At 53.1% G+C, this 16,022-nt stretch carries 13 protein-coding genes; 12 read left to right on the top strand and 1 reads right to left on the bottom strand.

Annotation, left to right across the window (positions count from 1 at the left end; translation table 11 throughout):
- Positions 1 to 4: 4 nt before the first annotated feature.
- The 7 genes from NQZ67_RS19260 to NQZ67_RS19230 all read left to right on the top strand — a co-directional run bounded on the left by NQZ67_RS19260 (position 5) and on the right by NQZ67_RS19230 (position 8,481).
- A complete protein-coding gene (locus NQZ67_RS19260; RefSeq protein ID WP_257449087.1) occupies positions 5 to 1,786 on the top strand; it encodes a sensor histidine kinase in 1,782 nt (593 codons plus the stop codon).
- The gene (locus NQZ67_RS19255; RefSeq protein ID WP_257449085.1) at positions 1,779 to 2,888 is read left to right on the top strand and encodes a response regulator transcription factor; all 1,110 of its coding nucleotides are present in this window, start codon (positions 1,779 to 1,781) and stop codon (positions 2,886 to 2,888) included. The genes NQZ67_RS19260 and NQZ67_RS19255 overlap by 8 nt, the downstream gene beginning before the upstream one ends.
- A 90-nt stretch (positions 2,889 to 2,978) precedes the next feature.
- Complete coding sequence (locus NQZ67_RS19250) at positions 2,979 to 4,685, top strand: ABC transporter substrate-binding protein (protein WP_257449083.1); 1,707 nt, start codon at positions 2,979 to 2,981, stop codon at positions 4,683 to 4,685.
- A 71-nt stretch (positions 4,686 to 4,756) separates the two neighbouring features.
- Entirely contained in the window at positions 4,757 to 5,725 is a 969-nt protein-coding gene (locus NQZ67_RS19245) for an ABC transporter permease (protein ID WP_257449081.1), read from the top strand.
- Positions 5,726 to 5,737: 12 nt separating this feature from the next.
- Positions 5,738 to 6,658, top strand: a complete 921-nt coding sequence (locus NQZ67_RS19240; protein ID WP_257449079.1) for a carbohydrate ABC transporter permease — start codon at positions 5,738 to 5,740, stop codon at positions 6,656 to 6,658.
- A gap of 143 nt (positions 6,659 to 6,801) precedes the next feature.
- A complete protein-coding gene (locus tag NQZ67_RS19235) occupies positions 6,802 to 7,650 on the top strand; it encodes a MerR family transcriptional regulator (protein WP_257449077.1) in 849 nt (282 codons plus the stop codon).
- A gap of 60 nt (positions 7,651 to 7,710) precedes the next feature.
- Complete coding sequence (locus tag NQZ67_RS19230) at positions 7,711 to 8,481, top strand: SDR family oxidoreductase (protein ID WP_257449075.1); 771 nt, start codon at positions 7,711 to 7,713, stop codon at positions 8,479 to 8,481.
- A 100-nt stretch (positions 8,482 to 8,581) separates the two neighbouring features.
- On the opposite strand, the gene NQZ67_RS19225 is transcribed toward NQZ67_RS19230, so the two are convergent.
- Complete coding sequence (locus tag NQZ67_RS19225; protein WP_257449073.1) at positions 8,582 to 9,583, bottom strand: NAD-dependent epimerase/dehydratase family protein; 1,002 nt, start codon at positions 9,581 to 9,583, stop codon at positions 8,582 to 8,584.
- Between the two features lie 171 nt (positions 9,584 to 9,754).
- Between NQZ67_RS19225 and NQZ67_RS19220 the strand changes: the two genes are divergently transcribed.
- From NQZ67_RS19220 to NQZ67_RS19200, 5 genes are all read left to right on the top strand, one after another.
- Entirely contained in the window at positions 9,755 to 10,393 is a 639-nt protein-coding gene (locus NQZ67_RS19220; protein WP_257449071.1) for a TetR/AcrR family transcriptional regulator, read from the top strand.
- Positions 10,344 to 11,336 carry an alpha/beta hydrolase gene (locus NQZ67_RS19215; RefSeq protein ID WP_257449069.1) on the top strand — a complete coding sequence of 331 codons (993 nt, stop codon included), beginning with the start codon at positions 10,344 to 10,346 and terminating at the stop codon, positions 11,334 to 11,336. Before NQZ67_RS19220 ends, NQZ67_RS19215 begins: the two co-directional genes overlap by 50 nt.
- Positions 11,337 to 11,355: 19 nt before the next feature.
- Positions 11,356 to 12,321: a phosphotransferase family protein gene (locus NQZ67_RS19210; protein ID WP_257449067.1), complete on the top strand. Its 966-nt coding sequence runs from the start codon at positions 11,356 to 11,358 to the stop codon at positions 12,319 to 12,321.
- 158 nt (positions 12,322 to 12,479) lie between these two features.
- Positions 12,480 to 14,225 carry an ABC transporter ATP-binding protein gene (locus tag NQZ67_RS19205; RefSeq protein WP_257449065.1) on the top strand — a complete coding sequence of 582 codons (1,746 nt, stop codon included), beginning with the start codon at positions 12,480 to 12,482 and terminating at the stop codon, positions 14,223 to 14,225.
- Positions 14,222 to 15,997, top strand: a complete 1,776-nt coding sequence (locus NQZ67_RS19200; protein WP_257449063.1) for an ABC transporter ATP-binding protein — start codon at positions 14,222 to 14,224, stop codon at positions 15,995 to 15,997. The genes NQZ67_RS19205 and NQZ67_RS19200 overlap by 4 nt, the downstream gene beginning before the upstream one ends.
- Positions 15,998 to 16,022: the final 25 nt, after the last annotated feature.

Below are 16,022 nucleotides of genomic sequence, written 5' to 3'. Positions count from 1 at the left end.
CCGCATGCCGTTCGGCTGGCTCAGCTTCGTTAACAACATCCCGCTGAAATGGAAGTTTACACTGATATACCTGCTGTGCATTCTGGTGCCGATCCTCACCATCAATGTTCTGCTGTTCCAGCAGATGTCGGAGAGCATTCAAGCCCGGGAACAGAACAACCTTCAGATCGCGATGGAGCGCGCGGACAAGAAGGCGATGGATATGATCGAGGGCGGAGTAACGCTCAGCCATTCCGTCGCGACGGACCGCAGCCTATACGAGCTGCTGGACAAGGAATATACCGATATTGTCGATTTCTACGAAAGCTTCAATGAGACGCTGACCGGCAAAATGAGACCATTCATGTCCGCCTACACATATGTCGAGAATATTTCGGTATTTACGGAGAATCCGACCATCGTGAGCGGAAGCCATTATTTCATATTGGATGAAGCTTCAAAGCGCAGCCCTTGGTACGAGACGGTTACGAGCTCCCCGTCGGCCGTCCAAGTGATGATGTACCGGAGCGTCGACCCGATGAACGCGATGGGTAACAAGGTTTACTTCAGCATCGTGCGCAAATTGAACGAATATCCGACGTACGGGCGCTACGCCAAGTACTTGCGGATTGACCTCAAGCTCAGCAACTTCGAAGAGATTCTCGAAGAGGAGAAGCCGTACTTGGCGATCAGCATGCTGGATCCGCAGGACCGGGTATTGCTGCCCTCCTCCCGGTACATGGATCCGATGGACCAGTGGGACAACGGCGAGCAAGGCGAATTGATATTTCGAAGCATGCTTGGGAAGCCTTCCTACATGCAAGGATGGAAGCTTGTCGGATTTGCGGAGGAGGACCGATTCCAGACCGCCGTCCAGAGCTCGAACCGCTTCATCTGGATGCTTGCGGCCGTCAGCACGTTGCTGCCGACGTCGCTCATCTTCATCATGCTGCGCTCGTATAATTATCGGATTCGCCGCTTAGCCCGTCACATGGAGAAAGCAAAAAACGAGAAGTTCGACCTGATCGTGCTGCGCGAGGGCAAAGACGAGATAGGCGGGCTGATCCGCAGCTACAACCGGATGGCCTCTCAGATCGAGTCGCTCATCAACGATGTCTACAAGCTCGAAATCCAGCAGAAGGACATGGAGCTGGAACGGATCCGCGCCGAAATGAAGCTGCTGCAAAGCCAGGTCAACCCGCATTTTCTGTTTAACACGTTAAATGCCCTGCTCGTTGTCAGCGTGAAAAACGGCTATACGGAAGTGACCGATACGATCCGCAACTTGTCTCAGCTGCTCAGGCGGATGCTCAGCTGGTCAGACGCCGCCGTAACGCTGCAGGACGAGCTTCATTTTACGGAAATGTATTTGAAAATCGAGAAGTTCCGGTTCGCGGACCGGTTCGGCTACGAGTTCGACATCGAGGAAGAAGCGGCGAAATGCCTGGTGCCGAAAATGTGCATCCAGCCGCTAGTCGAGAACGCGTGCAAGCACGGACTGCAGGCGGTGAAGGGGCAGCGCGTTATCCGGATTGAAGCCCGTCGAACAGATACTTATCTATATGTGCAAGTCGAAGATAACGGCAAAGGGATGGATGAAGAGCGGTTGAATGAAATCCGAAGGCTGATGAACGGAAGTCTCGATACGGACGAGAACGTGGGCATGCGCAACGTTTATAAGCGGCTCCGGCTCCATTACGGGGAACGAGTCGATTTTGTCATCGACAGCCGTCCGAATGAGGGGACGAGAATCGGTTTTCGAATTCCTGCGATGTCCGTGGACGAAGGAGGGAAAAGGCATGTATAAGGTAATGCTGGTGGACGATGAACCGCACGCGATCGAAGGCTTGCGAATGTTCGTGGATTGGGAGCAGCTGGGCTTCCAGATTTGCGGCGTGTGCGAGAGCGGCTCTGAAGCGCTGGCGGCAGCGCGCGAGTCGATGCCGCATGTTATCGTAACGGATATCCGAATGCCGGAGATGGATGGCCTGGAGCTCATTAGGAAGCTGCAAGAAGAGGGAGGAAAGGGAGCGCCTGCCGAGATCGTCTTGGTTAGCGCCTACAGCGATTTCTCGTTCGCGAAGAGAGCCATGCAGCTGGGCGTCTATCACTACTTGCTCAAGCCAATCATCGGAGAAGAAGCCGCGGAGGTGCTGACGCAGATTCGAGCCCGGCTGGACGCCCGCCAGGAGGCCATGCAGAAGGGGCAGGGCGGCGGAGAAGCGGCGTCGCTGCCGGCTCTGGCGGCGCGTCTGCTGAAGGACGTGCTGCAAGCGATCGAAGATGCGGACGGGGACCGGGCGGCAAGCGTAATAGATCGATTATTCCGGGAGCTGGAAGGGCATTCGTTCGAATGGGCCGAGCTGTTCGCGGGCTCCCTGACCGTTCAATGCGGCAAGCTGATCCGGGAGTCGGGCGGCGATCCTGCTCTGCTGCTGCGTCCTCGTCAAGCCTCGGATAGGTATGAAACCAGTGCTGATGCGGCATCCGTGCGGGCACGCATTCTCTCATTCGTGGAACAAGTCATAGGCGCCGTGCAAACGATTCGCGAGAGCAAGCCGGGCAGCACGTTGATGGAGATTGACAGGTACGTTCGAAATGATTATCGCAGTCCGCTCACGATTCGGGATATAGCGGCGCGCTTTTATTTGAATCCCGTTTATTTGGGAAGGGCTTATCAAAGCAAATTCGGCCGCGGCTTACTCGATCGGATTCACGATTTGAGAATCGCCGAGGCCTGCGAGAAGCTTCGCGGCACTACCGAGCCGATCAGCGTTATCGCGGAGCAGGTCGGGTATGCGCACTATCGTCACTTCCTCCAGCATTTCGAACGGCGCACGGGCAAGAAACCGGCAGAGTTTCGAACCGCAAAAACCGATTTTTCGGGGGGGTACCCATTTAATACGTGAATTGTCAGCCTAATAAAGAAAGCGTTACCATAAAGAAAGCAAGATGAAAGCGCGCTTATCTTGCGTCACATCCGCTAAGGAGGATTATACATGGGGGTTCGTACTAAGAAGTCAGCTTTATGGTTGCTTATGCTGACACTAACGGTCAGTATGGTTGCAACCGCTTGCTCTGGGAACAACAGCAATAACGGTAATGCGTCTTCGACGGCTTCGTCATCGCCCGATGCGGGCGATTCCACGAATGGAGAGAAAGTGGAACCGTTCACCATCTCCTTGTTTACGGCTGCTACGGGACCAATCCCGACGGATGACAACAAGATCTATCAGGAGATCAAAGAGAAGCTCGGTGTTACGCTGAAGGAAGAATATTTGGTCGGCGATATCGAGCAGAAGCTCGGCGTTATGATCGCGGGCGGAGACTACCCGGACATGATCACGGCGAATACAAAGCTGACGGCGGCCAAAGCGGTCATTCCTCTGGAAGACCTCATCGAGGAGCATGCGCCGAATTTGAAGAAGCATTACGGAAAAGTATGGGAGCAGTTGAAAGACCCGGCGGACGGCCACATCTATTGGCTGCCGAACTACGGGGTCTACCAAGGCGACTTCAAGCCGACGGACTACATGGGGCCGGCCTTCTATATCCAGAAGGCGATTCTCAAAGAATACGGCTATCCAAAAATCAAAACGTTGGATGAATACTTCAAGCTGATCGAGGATTATGCGGCCAAGTACCCTGAGATCGATGGCCAACCGACGATCGGGTTCACGTCGCTCGCTTTCGATTGGCGCGATTGGGGCTTGCGCAACGCGCCTCAGCATCTGGCCGGTCACCCGAACGACGGCGGCGTCCTCGTCGATCCGGATACGAACGTCGCTACGCTCTTCTCAGCTACGGATGTAGCGAAGCCGTACTATACCAAACTGAATGAAATTAATGCCAAAGGCTTGATGGACAAAGAAGCATTCGCACAGAACTATGACCAGTATCTGGCGAAGCTGTCCAGCGGCCGCGTGCTCGCCATGTTCGACCAACGCTGGAACTTCGGGCAAGCTCATGATTCGCTCGTTTCGCAAGGCAAAGTCGATCGTACGTACGTCGGTTTCCCTCTTGTGTATGACGAGAGCACAACAGATTACTACTTGGATCGACCTGTAGTCAATCTGGGCAATGGATTCGGAATTACGGTCAAGGCCGAGGATCCGGTGAGAATCATCAAGTTCATTGACACGATGCTATCGGAAGAGTGGCAGAAGCGCCTCAACTGGGGTGAAGAAGGCGTCGACTATCTCGTTGGCGACAACGGACTCTACTACCGGACGCCGGAGATGCGCGCGCAGCAAGAAGACGTCACTTGGAAGCAAAAGTTCAAAGCGGAATCGCTTTGGGGCTATCTGCCTAAGCTGGAAGGCAACTACCCGGACGGCAATGCCGACGGACCGGGCAACCAGCCTGACGAATATTTCGCAAACTTGAAAGACATCGACAAGGAAGTGTTATCCGCCTACGGCTTTAAGGTGTGGAGTGACTTCTTCTCGTCTCCACCGGAGAACCGCGTTTCGTATCCGGCCTGGAACATTGACCTTATCGAAGGTTCCGATGCAAAAGTCGCCAACCAGAAGATGAAGGATTTGGATTTCAAGTATTTGCCTAAGGCTATCTTAAGCAAACCGGATGAATTCAACAATGTTTGGTCTGAATATGTGGCGGAAATGGGCAAAGTGAATACGCAAGCTTATCTGGATCGAGTCAACGAGCAGCTGAAGTGGCGTGTTGACAACTGGAGCAGTAAATAAGACGAAGAGGAGCGGGAGGTTGGAGCTAAAGTTCCGGCCTTCCGCTCGTTAGAAACAGGAGGCGGGAACCGATGCCGCAGCAAACGGTCCATAAGATTGAAGTCACACCCCAGTCCGCCCGGCGGACGAACACGTTCTGGAGGCGCATGATCCGCCAAAGGCAGCTCATTCTCATGTCCATTCCGATGGTGCTATACATCCTTCTCTTCGCGTACGGCCCCATCTGGGGCTGGCTGATGGCCTTTCAGAACTATAAACCGGGCTTCCCCATCCTTGAACAGACTTGGGTTGGGCTCGATCAGTTCCGGTTTCTGTTCACGGATGATAGCTTTATCCGGGTTCTTCGAAATACGATCGCCATGAGCTTTATTTCGCTCATCCTCGGTTTCGTCACGGCAATCGGCTTGGCGCTGCTCATGAACGAAATAAGGAAAACCGGAATTAAGAGGCTGATCCAAACGATCTCTTATCTTCCGCACTTTCTTTCCTGGGTCATCGTGACCGGTCTTGTCTCCATGGCCTTGTCCACCGAAGGCGGCATCGTGAACGTCGTGCTTATGAAGCTTCATATTATCAATGAACCGATATTATGGTTAGGTGAAGGCAAGTATTTTTGGGGAATCGTAGGACTCACCAACGTCTGGAAAGAAGTAGGCTGGAACACGATCATTTATTTGGCGGCCATTGCTTCCGTCGATCCGTCTCTGTATGAGGCGGCGGAGGTGGACGGCGCAGGTCGCTTCCGCAAAATTTGGAACGTGACGCTGCCCGGCATTCGTCCCGTTATCGTCATTCTGCTGATCATGAACGTGGGCTGGATCCTGAACGGCGGCGGCTTTGACATTCAATATTTCCTTGGCAACGGACAAGTGCTCGACTGGTCGGAGACGATCGATATTTTCGTTCTGAAGTACGGTCTGCGGATCGGGAACTACTCGCTCGGCGTCGCGGCCGGCATCTTCAAAACCGTCGTCAGCATTGTGTTGCTCTATTGCGCGAATATCATCGCCAAGCGTCTCGGCGAAGAGCGAATCATATAAGGAGGGCTCCCTATGCAAACAGTACGAACCAAATTCAAAGCGGAGCCGTTTCTGTTCCATACGTTCAACTATCTCATCATGCTGTTCATCGTGATCGTCACGTTATATCCGTTTCTTAATACGCTGGCGATCTCGTTCAACTCGGGGATCGACACGACGCGCGGCGGCATCTACATTTGGCCGCGGGAATGGACGTTCAAAAATTACGAGGCGGTCTTCGTGAGCGGGAAAGTGTATGATGCGTTCTGGGTGTCCGTAGCCAGGACCGTCATCGGCACGGTGATCAGCGTCTTCCTGACGGCGATGCTGGCGTATACCATCAGCCGTAAGGAGTATATGTTCCGGAAGCCCGTCACGCTGATTTTCGTGCTCACCATGTACTTCAGCGCCGGTCTTATCCCTTCCTATTTTTTGATTAAGGATCTGCATCTGCTGAATAACTTTCTGGTTTATATTCTGTTCCCGGGAGCCGGGGCAGGGCTGATTAGCGCGTTCAACATGCTCGTCGTCCGCACTTATATTCACACGCTGCCGGAAAGCTTGGTCGAATCGGCCAAGATGGATGGCGCGAGCGACTTCAAGGTGTTCATCAGCATCATTCTGCCTCTCTGCGCGCCCGTGCTGGCGACGATATCGTTATTCACGGCCGTCGGCCAATGGAATCAGTGGTTTGACACGTTTATCTTCGCCTCGTCGAGGCAGGAGCTCAGCACGCTCCAATACGAGCTCATGAGGCTATTGTCCTCCTCGATGAATTTCAACAGTAATCCGAACATCTCTTCAGCGGCTGCCGCGGATACGGCCACGATGCTTACGCCGCTGTCGATTAGGGCCGCCATCACGATCGTGGCATCGCTGCCGATTCTGGTCGTGTACCCATTCCTGCAGCGGCATTTCGTCGCCGGCTTGCAGCTTGGAAGCGTGAAGGAATAGGCTCGGCGCCAAGAACGGTATATTGGAGTGGAATACACCATCAAGAGGTTATATCTTGATGGTGTATTTTTTCATGGAACAAAGTGGCAGCAGCATTGGCAAGTGATAAAATTACAGTATCGGAATATAAGCGAGGGGTGCGTATGTTTAAAATTGGAGCGTTCGCCAAACTGAGCGGAATGACGATCAAAACGCTGCGTCACTATGATGAACTTGGCCTGCTAAAGCCCGCTCACGTAGAGAAGGATTCGGGCTATCGATACTACACGGCAGATCAGCTGCTGACCATTCGTCGCATCGAAGGGTTCAAAGAACAGGGCCTGACACTCGAGATGATGCGGCCGCTGTTGACCGGAGCGGTTTCTCCGTCGGAAGCGGTAAGTACGCTGCTCAAGAAGCGGGAGGAACTCGAGTCGCAAATACGGATGGCCCAGCAGCAGCTTGAAGAGGTCGATGAACGGCTCGTACGGGTAGTAAGACATGCGGCGACTGCAGAGGATGGGAAGATTTCGCTGCGAAGCGTGGAGCCTGTTCTCGTGGCTTCCATCCGCGAGAATACGCCGAAGGGCAAGCTTTGTCTCCTGCTCGACGAACTGAAGCGGTATGTCCGCTCACACGGTGAGGATCCGGAGCGCGAGATGACAATCGTATGGCACAGGAAGGCTGATTGTGACGAAGAGCCTTCGGACATCGAGGTGGCTATGCCAATCTCCAAAGAGATACCTGACAGCCGCAGTGTGAGCATCTATCAAATGCCAGGCGTGAAGGCTGCTGTTATTTATACCCACCGATGCGACCCGTATAAAAATAATTGCAAGGCGGCCGAGGTGCTGAGGTCATGGGCAGCTAACGAGGGTTACCGGCCGCTCGAGACGGTTCCGGTCCGGGAGGTATATCTAACGTCGGACAAAGATATCTACGGCCAGTTACGAATGGCGGAGACGATCATGCCGATCGAACGGATTCGAAAAAAAGCTTCGGGATCCACTTGACTCTCCGCTCCAGGGGAGGGTTTATCATGGTACTTACCAATTGATAAGGAGTGGGTCTATATGAATAGCAAACGTCTGGAAAGCAAAGTCGCGGTTGTCACAGGAGCCAGCCGTGGAATCGGGAGAGGGATCGCTCTGCGCCTCGCGGACGAAGGTGCGCTGGTCGCTGTACATTACGGCTTACGGAGAGACGCGGCGGAAGAGACTGTTTCCATGATACATGCCGCGGGCGGCACGGCTTTCGCCATTGGCGCAGAATTGGATTCCCTGGACGGTGTCGACAAGCTACTTAACATTCTGGATGAGGAGCTTATTCGCAGGACGGGCAGCAACCAATTTGATATCTTGGTCAACAATGCTGGAATCGGCACATCGTCGTCATTTGAAGAGACGAACGAAGAGGATTTTGATAAGCTGTTCGCGGTCAATGTCAAAGCGCCGTTTTTTCTCGTCCAACGATCGCTCGGACGCTTGCGGAACGGCGGTCGCGTTATTAACATTTCATCCGGAGTGACACGAATTGCCTACCCGCATATTATGGCCTACAACTTGACCAAAGGCGCAATCAATACATTTACCCTTCACCTGGCCCAGCTTCTGGGTCCGCGGGGTATTACCGTCAATGCGGTCATGCCTGGCATCGTCGATACGGACGTTAACGCGGCGTGGCTGCATACGCCCGAAGGTCGAACGCACGCCGAAGGAATGTCCGCGCTTGGACGAGTGGGCGAACCTGCGGATATCGCGGATATCGTCGCGTTTGCGGCTTCGCCGGACGGCCGTTGGGTAACGGGACAGATGCTCGATGCGACGGGCGGGTCTCATTTGTAAGCGAGAGACGCAACGCCATGAAGGGCCATTTGCGGAGGATGGCCCTTCAACTTGCGGTTACAGAAAGCGCGGGGAACCGTGCCGCATTTCACGCCAGCCTTTATCCCTTTGCGCCATTAGCTCTAAACCATTGGACCGTATCCCGAAGGGTATCCTCAAGCGGTCTAATGGCAGCCTTCAGATTACGAACGGCCTTTGCCCCGCTTGTTCGCTTCATTTCGGTCATGACACGAAGCTCCTCTATGGAGAGATCGGTTTCCTTGTTTCGCAATACGGCTATTCGTTCATTGATCCATGTTGACAGATAGACAAGAGGAAGGGGGAATTTTTTGGACGGTCCTTGGACACCGGATACTCTCTGAAGAATGGCGAACAATTCCTCTAAATTCGTATAATGGCCGGAAATGATATATCGCTCGTTGCCAACGGAGGATTCGGCCGCTTTAATCATCGCAAGCGCCACATCCCGGGCGTCCACGACGTCGATACCGGAAGGGAAGGACCCTGGCAGCTTTCTGGACAGGAAGTTCAATACTAGCTGGCCGCTGCCGGTCGGAGCGGAATCGCCGGGACCGAACATCCAGGCGGGCAGAATCGTTACGACCGGGGTTTTGTGCTCCCGCAGAAATTTATCGATTGCCTGGTCTCCGACCACCTTGCTTTTCCCGTATAAATTAAGTGCTTCATCGGGATCCATCCGGTCGCTTTCGTCGCTTGGCCTTCCATCCCCGCGTTTGCGAATAGTCGCATTTGTACTGGTATGAATAATTTTCCCCACGCCGTATTTTTCCGCATACTCAAATAATCGAACAGTCTGAGTCACGTTCACCTTGTGTAATGGGGTCCAGTGATCTCCTCTGCGGAACGTCTCGCGGAAATAAGCCGCGGTATGAAAGAGAACATCGCAATCCTTCAGATGATGCGCCCATGGTTCAATGTCCATCATATCCCCGGTAATAACTTCGACGTTCAACCCGCCAAATAACGTTTCTGCTTTTTTGGCCGATCGGACAAGGGTCTTGATCTGATAACCCTGATCCGCCAAAAGCCGAATTAAATTGCCGCCGAGCAATCCTGTGCCTCCAGTAACAAAAGCGCGCATCGTACCACTCCCCATCATGTAAATTATTGGTTTAAACCCAATACACAACACAACTCGAACAAAGTAAACTGAAAATGCAAAATTAGTTTAGTTTGTTCATATCGTCAAGAATCGTTTACTTCAGGGCAAATGTGAGCTACGATGGAAAGGAGGAGATAGGAGGCAGGGAAGATGGAGAAAGACCAAATCAGATACAAATATTTCGAAAAAATAAAGCCTGTTTTTAGAAAAAACCGATTCAGCCAGCTCAATATGGATGATATTGCGAGACATATGGATATTAGCAAGGCGACCATGTATAAATACTTTTCTTCCAAGGACGATATCGTCAAATTGTTTGTTGATAGTTGCGCCGACTACTTTAAATCCGGCGAGAAAATGATGGTAGACCAGGGAATATCCTATTCAGAGCGATTTCAGATCGTCTTTGAGCATTCTTTGAAAGCGGCGGTGTATGTTCCCGATATTCTCCTGCAGGATTTGAAGGAAGCGTATCCCAATTTGCTAGATACTCTCCTGCGAGCAGAACAAGAACGCCTAACCTGTTTTAGGCAGTTTTTCGAGGCTGGTGTCGCCGAAGGCGTATTCAATCCCATAAACCCGGCATTGTTCTTGGTGCAGGATGATGTCGTGCTTAGACGTATACTCGAGCCGGCGTTTACCATACAATTCGATATCACTTTGAAGCAGGCGTTGTTGGATTATTACTTGATAAAAAAACAGCAATTAATAACGCCAAGCTTTCTGGATTCGGTAGACGATGCGGGTATGGATAAGAAGATCCTGCAAGTCATTCAGCAGCTTTCATGAGGATTTAGCGGTAGTAATCATAGAGGGGGAGTCTTGCATGGATAAAAAAGCAGCGGATATTGCGGCGAATGAAATGCCAGAAGGAACACAGGTTTTATTTGGGGATTATGCGGAAGCGGGAAAGTTTTATTCCTGTTCTTATCGGCCCGACGTCGTCTATGCTACCTATGGAGAAATCGAAAGAAGACTTCAAATCATCATGCCGCGCCGAGAGGGGTACAAATTTCCTCTTGTCGTCTTTGTTCAAGGCTCTGCCTGGAGAAAACAAGACGTATATGCCGGGATTCCCAATCTCTCTCAAATCGCGGCAAAGGGATATGTGGTAGCCAGCGTTGAAATCAGGGATACCGATATCGCGCAGTTCCCGGCTGCCGTCGAGGATGTAAAATGCGCGATTAGATTTATGCGAAGGCACGCAGAAGAATACGGAATCGATTCGAATCGTGTAGCCGTATGGGGCGACTCATCCGGAGGACATCTTTCTTTAATGACGGGACTTACGATAGGCGACTACAATAACGGACTTTATGGGGAGCAGTCGGACGAGGTAAGCGCGGTAGTCGATTATTATGGCGTGACGGATCTGCTTACCTTGGGAAAATATAATGACATTCTGGATCACGATGCCGCCGATTCCCCTGAAGGTTTGTTGATCGGGGGCAAGGTTAAGGAGCATATCGAAATCGCGAAGAAAGCAAGTCCTATTCATCAGAATCTGAATAAAGAGCTTCCGCCGTTTCTTATCATGCATGGAGACAACGATCGAATCGTTCACGTGAATCAGAGTATAGAAATGTATAAGACGCTGAAGGAACACGGGCATCGGGTTTTGTTTTATAAGGTAGCTGGCGCCGACCATGGTCCAGGCTTCTGGAGTCCCCAGGTTCTTGCTATTACCGAGCAGTTTTTGTCTGCTTATTTGAATCGGCCAGTCGCCAATTAATGATCGAGGGGGACGAAGAATGCAAAACGCAGCGAAATCGAAGCTAGAGAGCCATGAAATAGAACGGATCATTCTTCATGCATTCGGAAAGCGCCCGCAAGAGACGAAGGAGTTAACTGACGGGTGGGCGAACAGCGCCTACTCGATCCTTATGAGCGATGGAACGGCTGCCGTTCTTAAGGTCGCGCCGATCCACGGGACAAAGATGATGCGGTACGAACGAAGCATGATGAGAACGGAAGTCGAAGTCCTCCGCTTGCTGGACAAGGGCGGCGCGGTTCCAGTTCCGAATGTATTGGCTTACGATGATGCCTGCACCTTGGTTCCGTCGGAGTATTTCATCATGGAGCAGCTCCATGGCGTCCCCTACAATAAAATAAAAGAGTCATTGTCCACGAGTGAAAAAGACGCGATCGAAAGCGAGCTGGGCGCATACAATCGACTCATTAACGAAAACCGCGGAACCCGTTTCGGGTATTATGCGCAGGAGGATTCGTGGAAAACGACATGGGCCGAAGCCTTCCAGCAGATGATTATGGGGGTTCTGGCCGACGGCAAGGACGCCGAGATTGAGCTGCCGGGCGGATACTCCGCCATAGAAGCGGAAATCATTCGCCATGCGGACGCCTTAAGCGAGGTGGAGCAGCCCAGTCTCGTGCACTGGGATCTGTGGGAAGGCAACGTATTCGTCGATAACGGGAAAATATCGGGTTTGATCGATTTCGAACGGGCGCTCTGGGGAGACCCGCTCATGGAGCATTTTTTCAGCCACTTTAACCGGTCCGGCTCGTTCGCGGAAGGCTATGGGAGGAAGGTCGCGACGATCCATGAGCGGAGAAGAAGAGCGCTGTACGATCTGTATTTGGATCTCATTCTATGGATTGAATGTACATATCGCCAGTATGAAAACAAGGATCACTGGAATTGGGCCCGGGAAAATATGGCGCGAGGCTGGGAACGGTTTGTCGAGTTGAAGCGGCTTTAAGATCTCACATTTCATAGAAAATTCGAGAAAGTACATCGCTCAGACGGCGATGTGCTTTTTTTGCGCCGCCGCCTTTATTTATAAACGTTTTTTATCTGGAAGGAAGACCCAACTTCGTCTAGACTATTGATTGTTGCTAATGAGAAGGGGGAAAGCCCATGGCTGACCAACAGAAAATATCTACGATATGGCTGCTGCGTTACTTGAAGCCGGTGAAGGGCCGCATTATCCTGCTGCTCATCCTGCTTCTTGGATCGACGGGTCTTCAATTGATGAATCCACAAGTCATTCAGCGCTTTATCGACGCGGCGTCGGGAGGCGGAGGGATGAGCGAGCTGCTGGAGCTCGCGGCGTTGTTCCTTGTGCTCGCCGTCGTCAATCAATCGCTGGGGGTTGCGGTCACTTACTTGGGAAGCGACGTGTCCTGGCGAACGACCAATCGTCTTCGCGGCGACCTTCTGAAGCATTGTCTGCGGCTCGATATGCGATTCCATAACCAGAAGACGCCGGGCGAGATGATCGAGCGCGTTGACGGCGACGTGTCTAATATTTCGAATTTTTTCGCGATGTTTATTGTGCAAGTTATCGGCAGCTTCGTACTGCTCGCCGGCATTCTCGGCTTTATGTATACGGTTAGCGTGCCGATCGCCGCCGTGATGACGGCGTTTACGCTTCTGTCCGTTCTCGCGATGACGATCATCCGCAATGTTGGCGTCCAGTCTTCCAGCAAGGATCGTGAAGCGAGCGCCGCTCTGTTCAGCTTGATCGAAGAACGGATTGCCGGCATCGAGGATGTGCAGGCGAACGGGCAAGTCCCTTACGTCATGAATCGCTTCTACCGCGCCATGCGCGCCGTCTTCCTGAAAGGGAGAAAAGCCTGGATGCTTCGCGTCGTGCCTTGGAATATGACGGTTTCCTTGTTTACGCTGGCGGTCACGGCCGTCATGCTGCTGGGCGTTCGTTCCTATATGCAGGGCGAGATCAGCCTGGGCATGCTTTATCTGATCTACCAATATACGCAAATGCTGAATGATCCGATCGAAAGGCTGGGCGACCAGGTGCAGGAATTCCAAAAGGCCAAGTCGGGCATGCTTCGTTCCCGCGAATTGTTATCGCAGCGCACGGAGATCCTGGACGGCGAAGAGGAGTGGCTGCCGGATGGCGCGCTCAGTCTAGAGTTTGAACAAGTAAGCTTCAGCTACAGCAAGGATAAACCGGTCCTGCAAAATATCTCGTTCTCGCTTCAGCCGGGAGAGCGCCTCGGCATTATTGGGCGAACGGGCAGCGGGAAGTCTAGTCTAAGCCGGGCGCTGCTCCGCCTGTATAACCTGGACAGCGGCGTCATTCGCATTGGCGGAGTGGATATCACGAAGCTCGCGTTGCCGGCGTTGTACCGCCGGGTCGGCATGGTGACGCAGGACGTTCAATTGTTCGACGGCACCCTGCGCGACAATTTGACCTTGTTCAATGAGAACGTGACGGACGCGTCCATCATGGAGACGATAGGGCAGCTTGGTCTGCGTCCCTGGATTTCGGCTCAGCCGGAAGGGCTGGATACGCATTTGTCGTCGGGCGGCTCATCGTTGTCGGCAGGCGAAGCGCAGCTATTCGCGCTTGCGAGAGTGTTTCTTGCCAAGCCGAGCTTGATTGTGCTGGATGAGCCTTCATCGAGGCTTGACGCCGCGACGGAAGCGATGCTGCAAGCGGGAGTGAACCAGCTGCTGCGGCACAGCACGGGCATCATCATTGCCCATCGGCTGGCTACCTTGGAGCAGGTAGATAAAATTATGGTGGTCGGCGACGGCCGCCAATTGGAGTTCGGCTCGCGGGAAGAGCTGGCGGCGAATCCGGATTCGCATTACGCCAGACTGCTGCAAAGCGGGCGAGAGGAGGAGCTTGCATGACGATCACCGGGTTTATCGGCCGTCTGTTCCGATTCAGACTGGCCTTGTTTCTTGTGAATGGCTTGCTATGGTGCGCCTTTCATTCGCTGCCGCTGCTGATCGGCATCGGCATGCAGCATTTTTTCGACCGGGTGGCCGTCGAGGGTTCGGATTTTATGTGGCTTGCCGCGCCGCTCGTGTTTATCGCGGTTGTCCGGCTTGGAAGAGTCGGCGTTTTTTTCGCGGCCTTCTATAAGTGGATTACTTACATTTACCATATTCAAGCGATTCTGCGTACGAACATGCTGGCCGGCATTATGCGCTGGCCGGGAAGGAATCTGCCGGCATCGCCGGGCGAGGCGATGAGCCGATTCCGGGACGATGTCAATGAAGCCGTTGAATATGTGGAGTCCTGGGTCGACTTCTGGGGGATGTTCGTGTTCGCCGTCATGTCGGTCGGCATTATGGCTTCGATCAACTGGCAGATTACGCTTGTAGCTTTGCTGCCTTTTGCGCTGGTCACGCTGATTAATAATTTATCGGGTAGCCGCGCCCGCCGCTATGGGAAGGAGAATCGCGAGGCGACAGGCAAAGTGACGAGCTTTATCGCGGAAACCTTCGGAGCCGTGCAAACCTTGAAGCTGGGGCAGGCCGAGGAGCATGTGTCCAAGCGGTTCGAGCATTTGAACGAAAGCCGCCGCAGGGCGGCGCTCAAGGATGACCTGTTCAAGCAATGGATGAAATCGCTTAGCCAGCATGTGCTCAGCATTAGCACCGGTCTTGTACTGCTCATGTGCGCGGCGGAGATGAAGGCCGGCCAGTTCACGGTAGGAGACTTTGCGTTATTCTCAAGCTACTTGATGAATATCGGCTACAGCATCTCCTTGTTCGGTTATATGGTATTCCAGCATAAGCGGCTGAAGGTGTCGTTCGACCGTATGCGAACTCTGTTCCGATCCGGCGAAGAGGACCGCATTATGGAGTATCGGGAAACGTATCTGCATAAGGATCCGCCTCCGATACCCGAGGTCTCTAAGAATGATAATGAAAAGCTTCGAGAATTGGCGGCGAGCGGGCTGACCTACCGATATCCGAATTCGGACAACGGCATCGAAAATATTGATCTCAGACTGAAGCGAGGCCAGTTCCTCGTTATTACCGGCCGGATTGGCTCGGGCAAATCGACGCTGGTAAGAACGCTGCTCGGACTGCTGCCCAAGCAGCAGGGAACGATTCGCTGGAACGGCCAAGAGGTTGACCCGGCGAGCTTTCTGATGCCGCCCTTTGCCGCGTATACGCCGCAGGTTCCGCGCTTGTTCAGCGACACGCTGAGAGAGAACATAACGGCAGGCAAAGAAGACGGCGACCTGGATCGAGCGATTCGTTTATCCGTTATGGATAAAGATATTCACGATCTGGATAAAGGAATGGAGACGTTCGTCGGGCCAAGAGGCGTCATGCTGTCCGGCGGCCAGATTCAGCGGGCTGCGACGGCCCGCATGCTGATGACGGGCGCCGATTTGTATATTTTCGACGACCTGTCCAGCGCGCTCGACGTGGAGACGGAGCAGAAGGTATGGGATGGGTTATTCAAGGAACGCGATATGACCTGCATCGCCGTATCCCATCGGAGGGCCGCGCTGTCGAAGGCCGACCATATCATCGTCTTGAAGGACGGCCGGATCGAGGCGGAAGGAACCTTGTCCGAGCTGCTGGCAACGAGCGAGGAGATGCGGCTTCTATGGCAAGGGGAGGAAACTCCGGAGCCTAAGCTGGTCGAGAGTAAGAGCTGATTTACTCCAATAGCGAGGGAGAGGC

The organism is Paenibacillus soyae, assembly GCF_024623455.1.
GTDB classification, from domain to species: Bacteria; Bacillota; Bacilli; order Paenibacillales; family Paenibacillaceae; genus Pristimantibacillus; species Pristimantibacillus soyae.
This window is presented reverse-complemented; position numbering and strand designations above follow the sequence as displayed.

Coding starts and splice junctions, on each gene's coding strand:
- NQZ67_RS19220 (WP_257449071.1), top strand. CDS start 9,755: ATGGAGAAAGACCAAATCAGATACAAATATTTCGAAAAAATAAAGCCT.
- NQZ67_RS19250 (WP_257449083.1), top strand. CDS start 2,979: ATGGGGGTTCGTACTAAGAAGTCAGCTTTATGGTTGCTTATGCTGACA.
- NQZ67_RS19210 (WP_257449067.1), top strand. CDS start 11,356: ATGCAAAACGCAGCGAAATCGAAGCTAGAGAGCCATGAAATAGAACGG.
- NQZ67_RS19205 (WP_257449065.1), top strand. CDS start 12,480: ATGGCTGACCAACAGAAAATATCTACGATATGGCTGCTGCGTTACTTG.
- NQZ67_RS19225 (WP_257449073.1), bottom strand. CDS start 9,583: ATGCGCGCTTTTGTTACTGGAGGCACAGGATTGCTCGGCGGCAATTTA.
- NQZ67_RS19215 (WP_257449069.1), top strand. CDS start 10,344: ATGCGGGTATGGATAAGAAGATCCTGCAAGTCATTCAGCAGCTTTCAT.
- NQZ67_RS19240 (WP_257449079.1), top strand. CDS start 5,738: ATGCAAACAGTACGAACCAAATTCAAAGCGGAGCCGTTTCTGTTCCAT.
- NQZ67_RS19200 (WP_257449063.1), top strand. CDS start 14,222: ATGACGATCACCGGGTTTATCGGCCGTCTGTTCCGATTCAGACTGGCC.
- NQZ67_RS19245 (WP_257449081.1), top strand. CDS start 4,757: ATGCCGCAGCAAACGGTCCATAAGATTGAAGTCACACCCCAGTCCGCC.
- NQZ67_RS19255 (WP_257449085.1), top strand. CDS start 1,779: ATGTATAAGGTAATGCTGGTGGACGATGAACCGCACGCGATCGAAGGC.
- NQZ67_RS19230 (WP_257449075.1), top strand. CDS start 7,711: ATGAATAGCAAACGTCTGGAAAGCAAAGTCGCGGTTGTCACAGGAGCC.
- NQZ67_RS19235 (WP_257449077.1), top strand. CDS start 6,802: ATGTTTAAAATTGGAGCGTTCGCCAAACTGAGCGGAATGACGATCAAA.
- NQZ67_RS19260 (WP_257449087.1), top strand. CDS start 5: ATGCCGTTCGGCTGGCTCAGCTTCGTTAACAACATCCCGCTGAAATGG.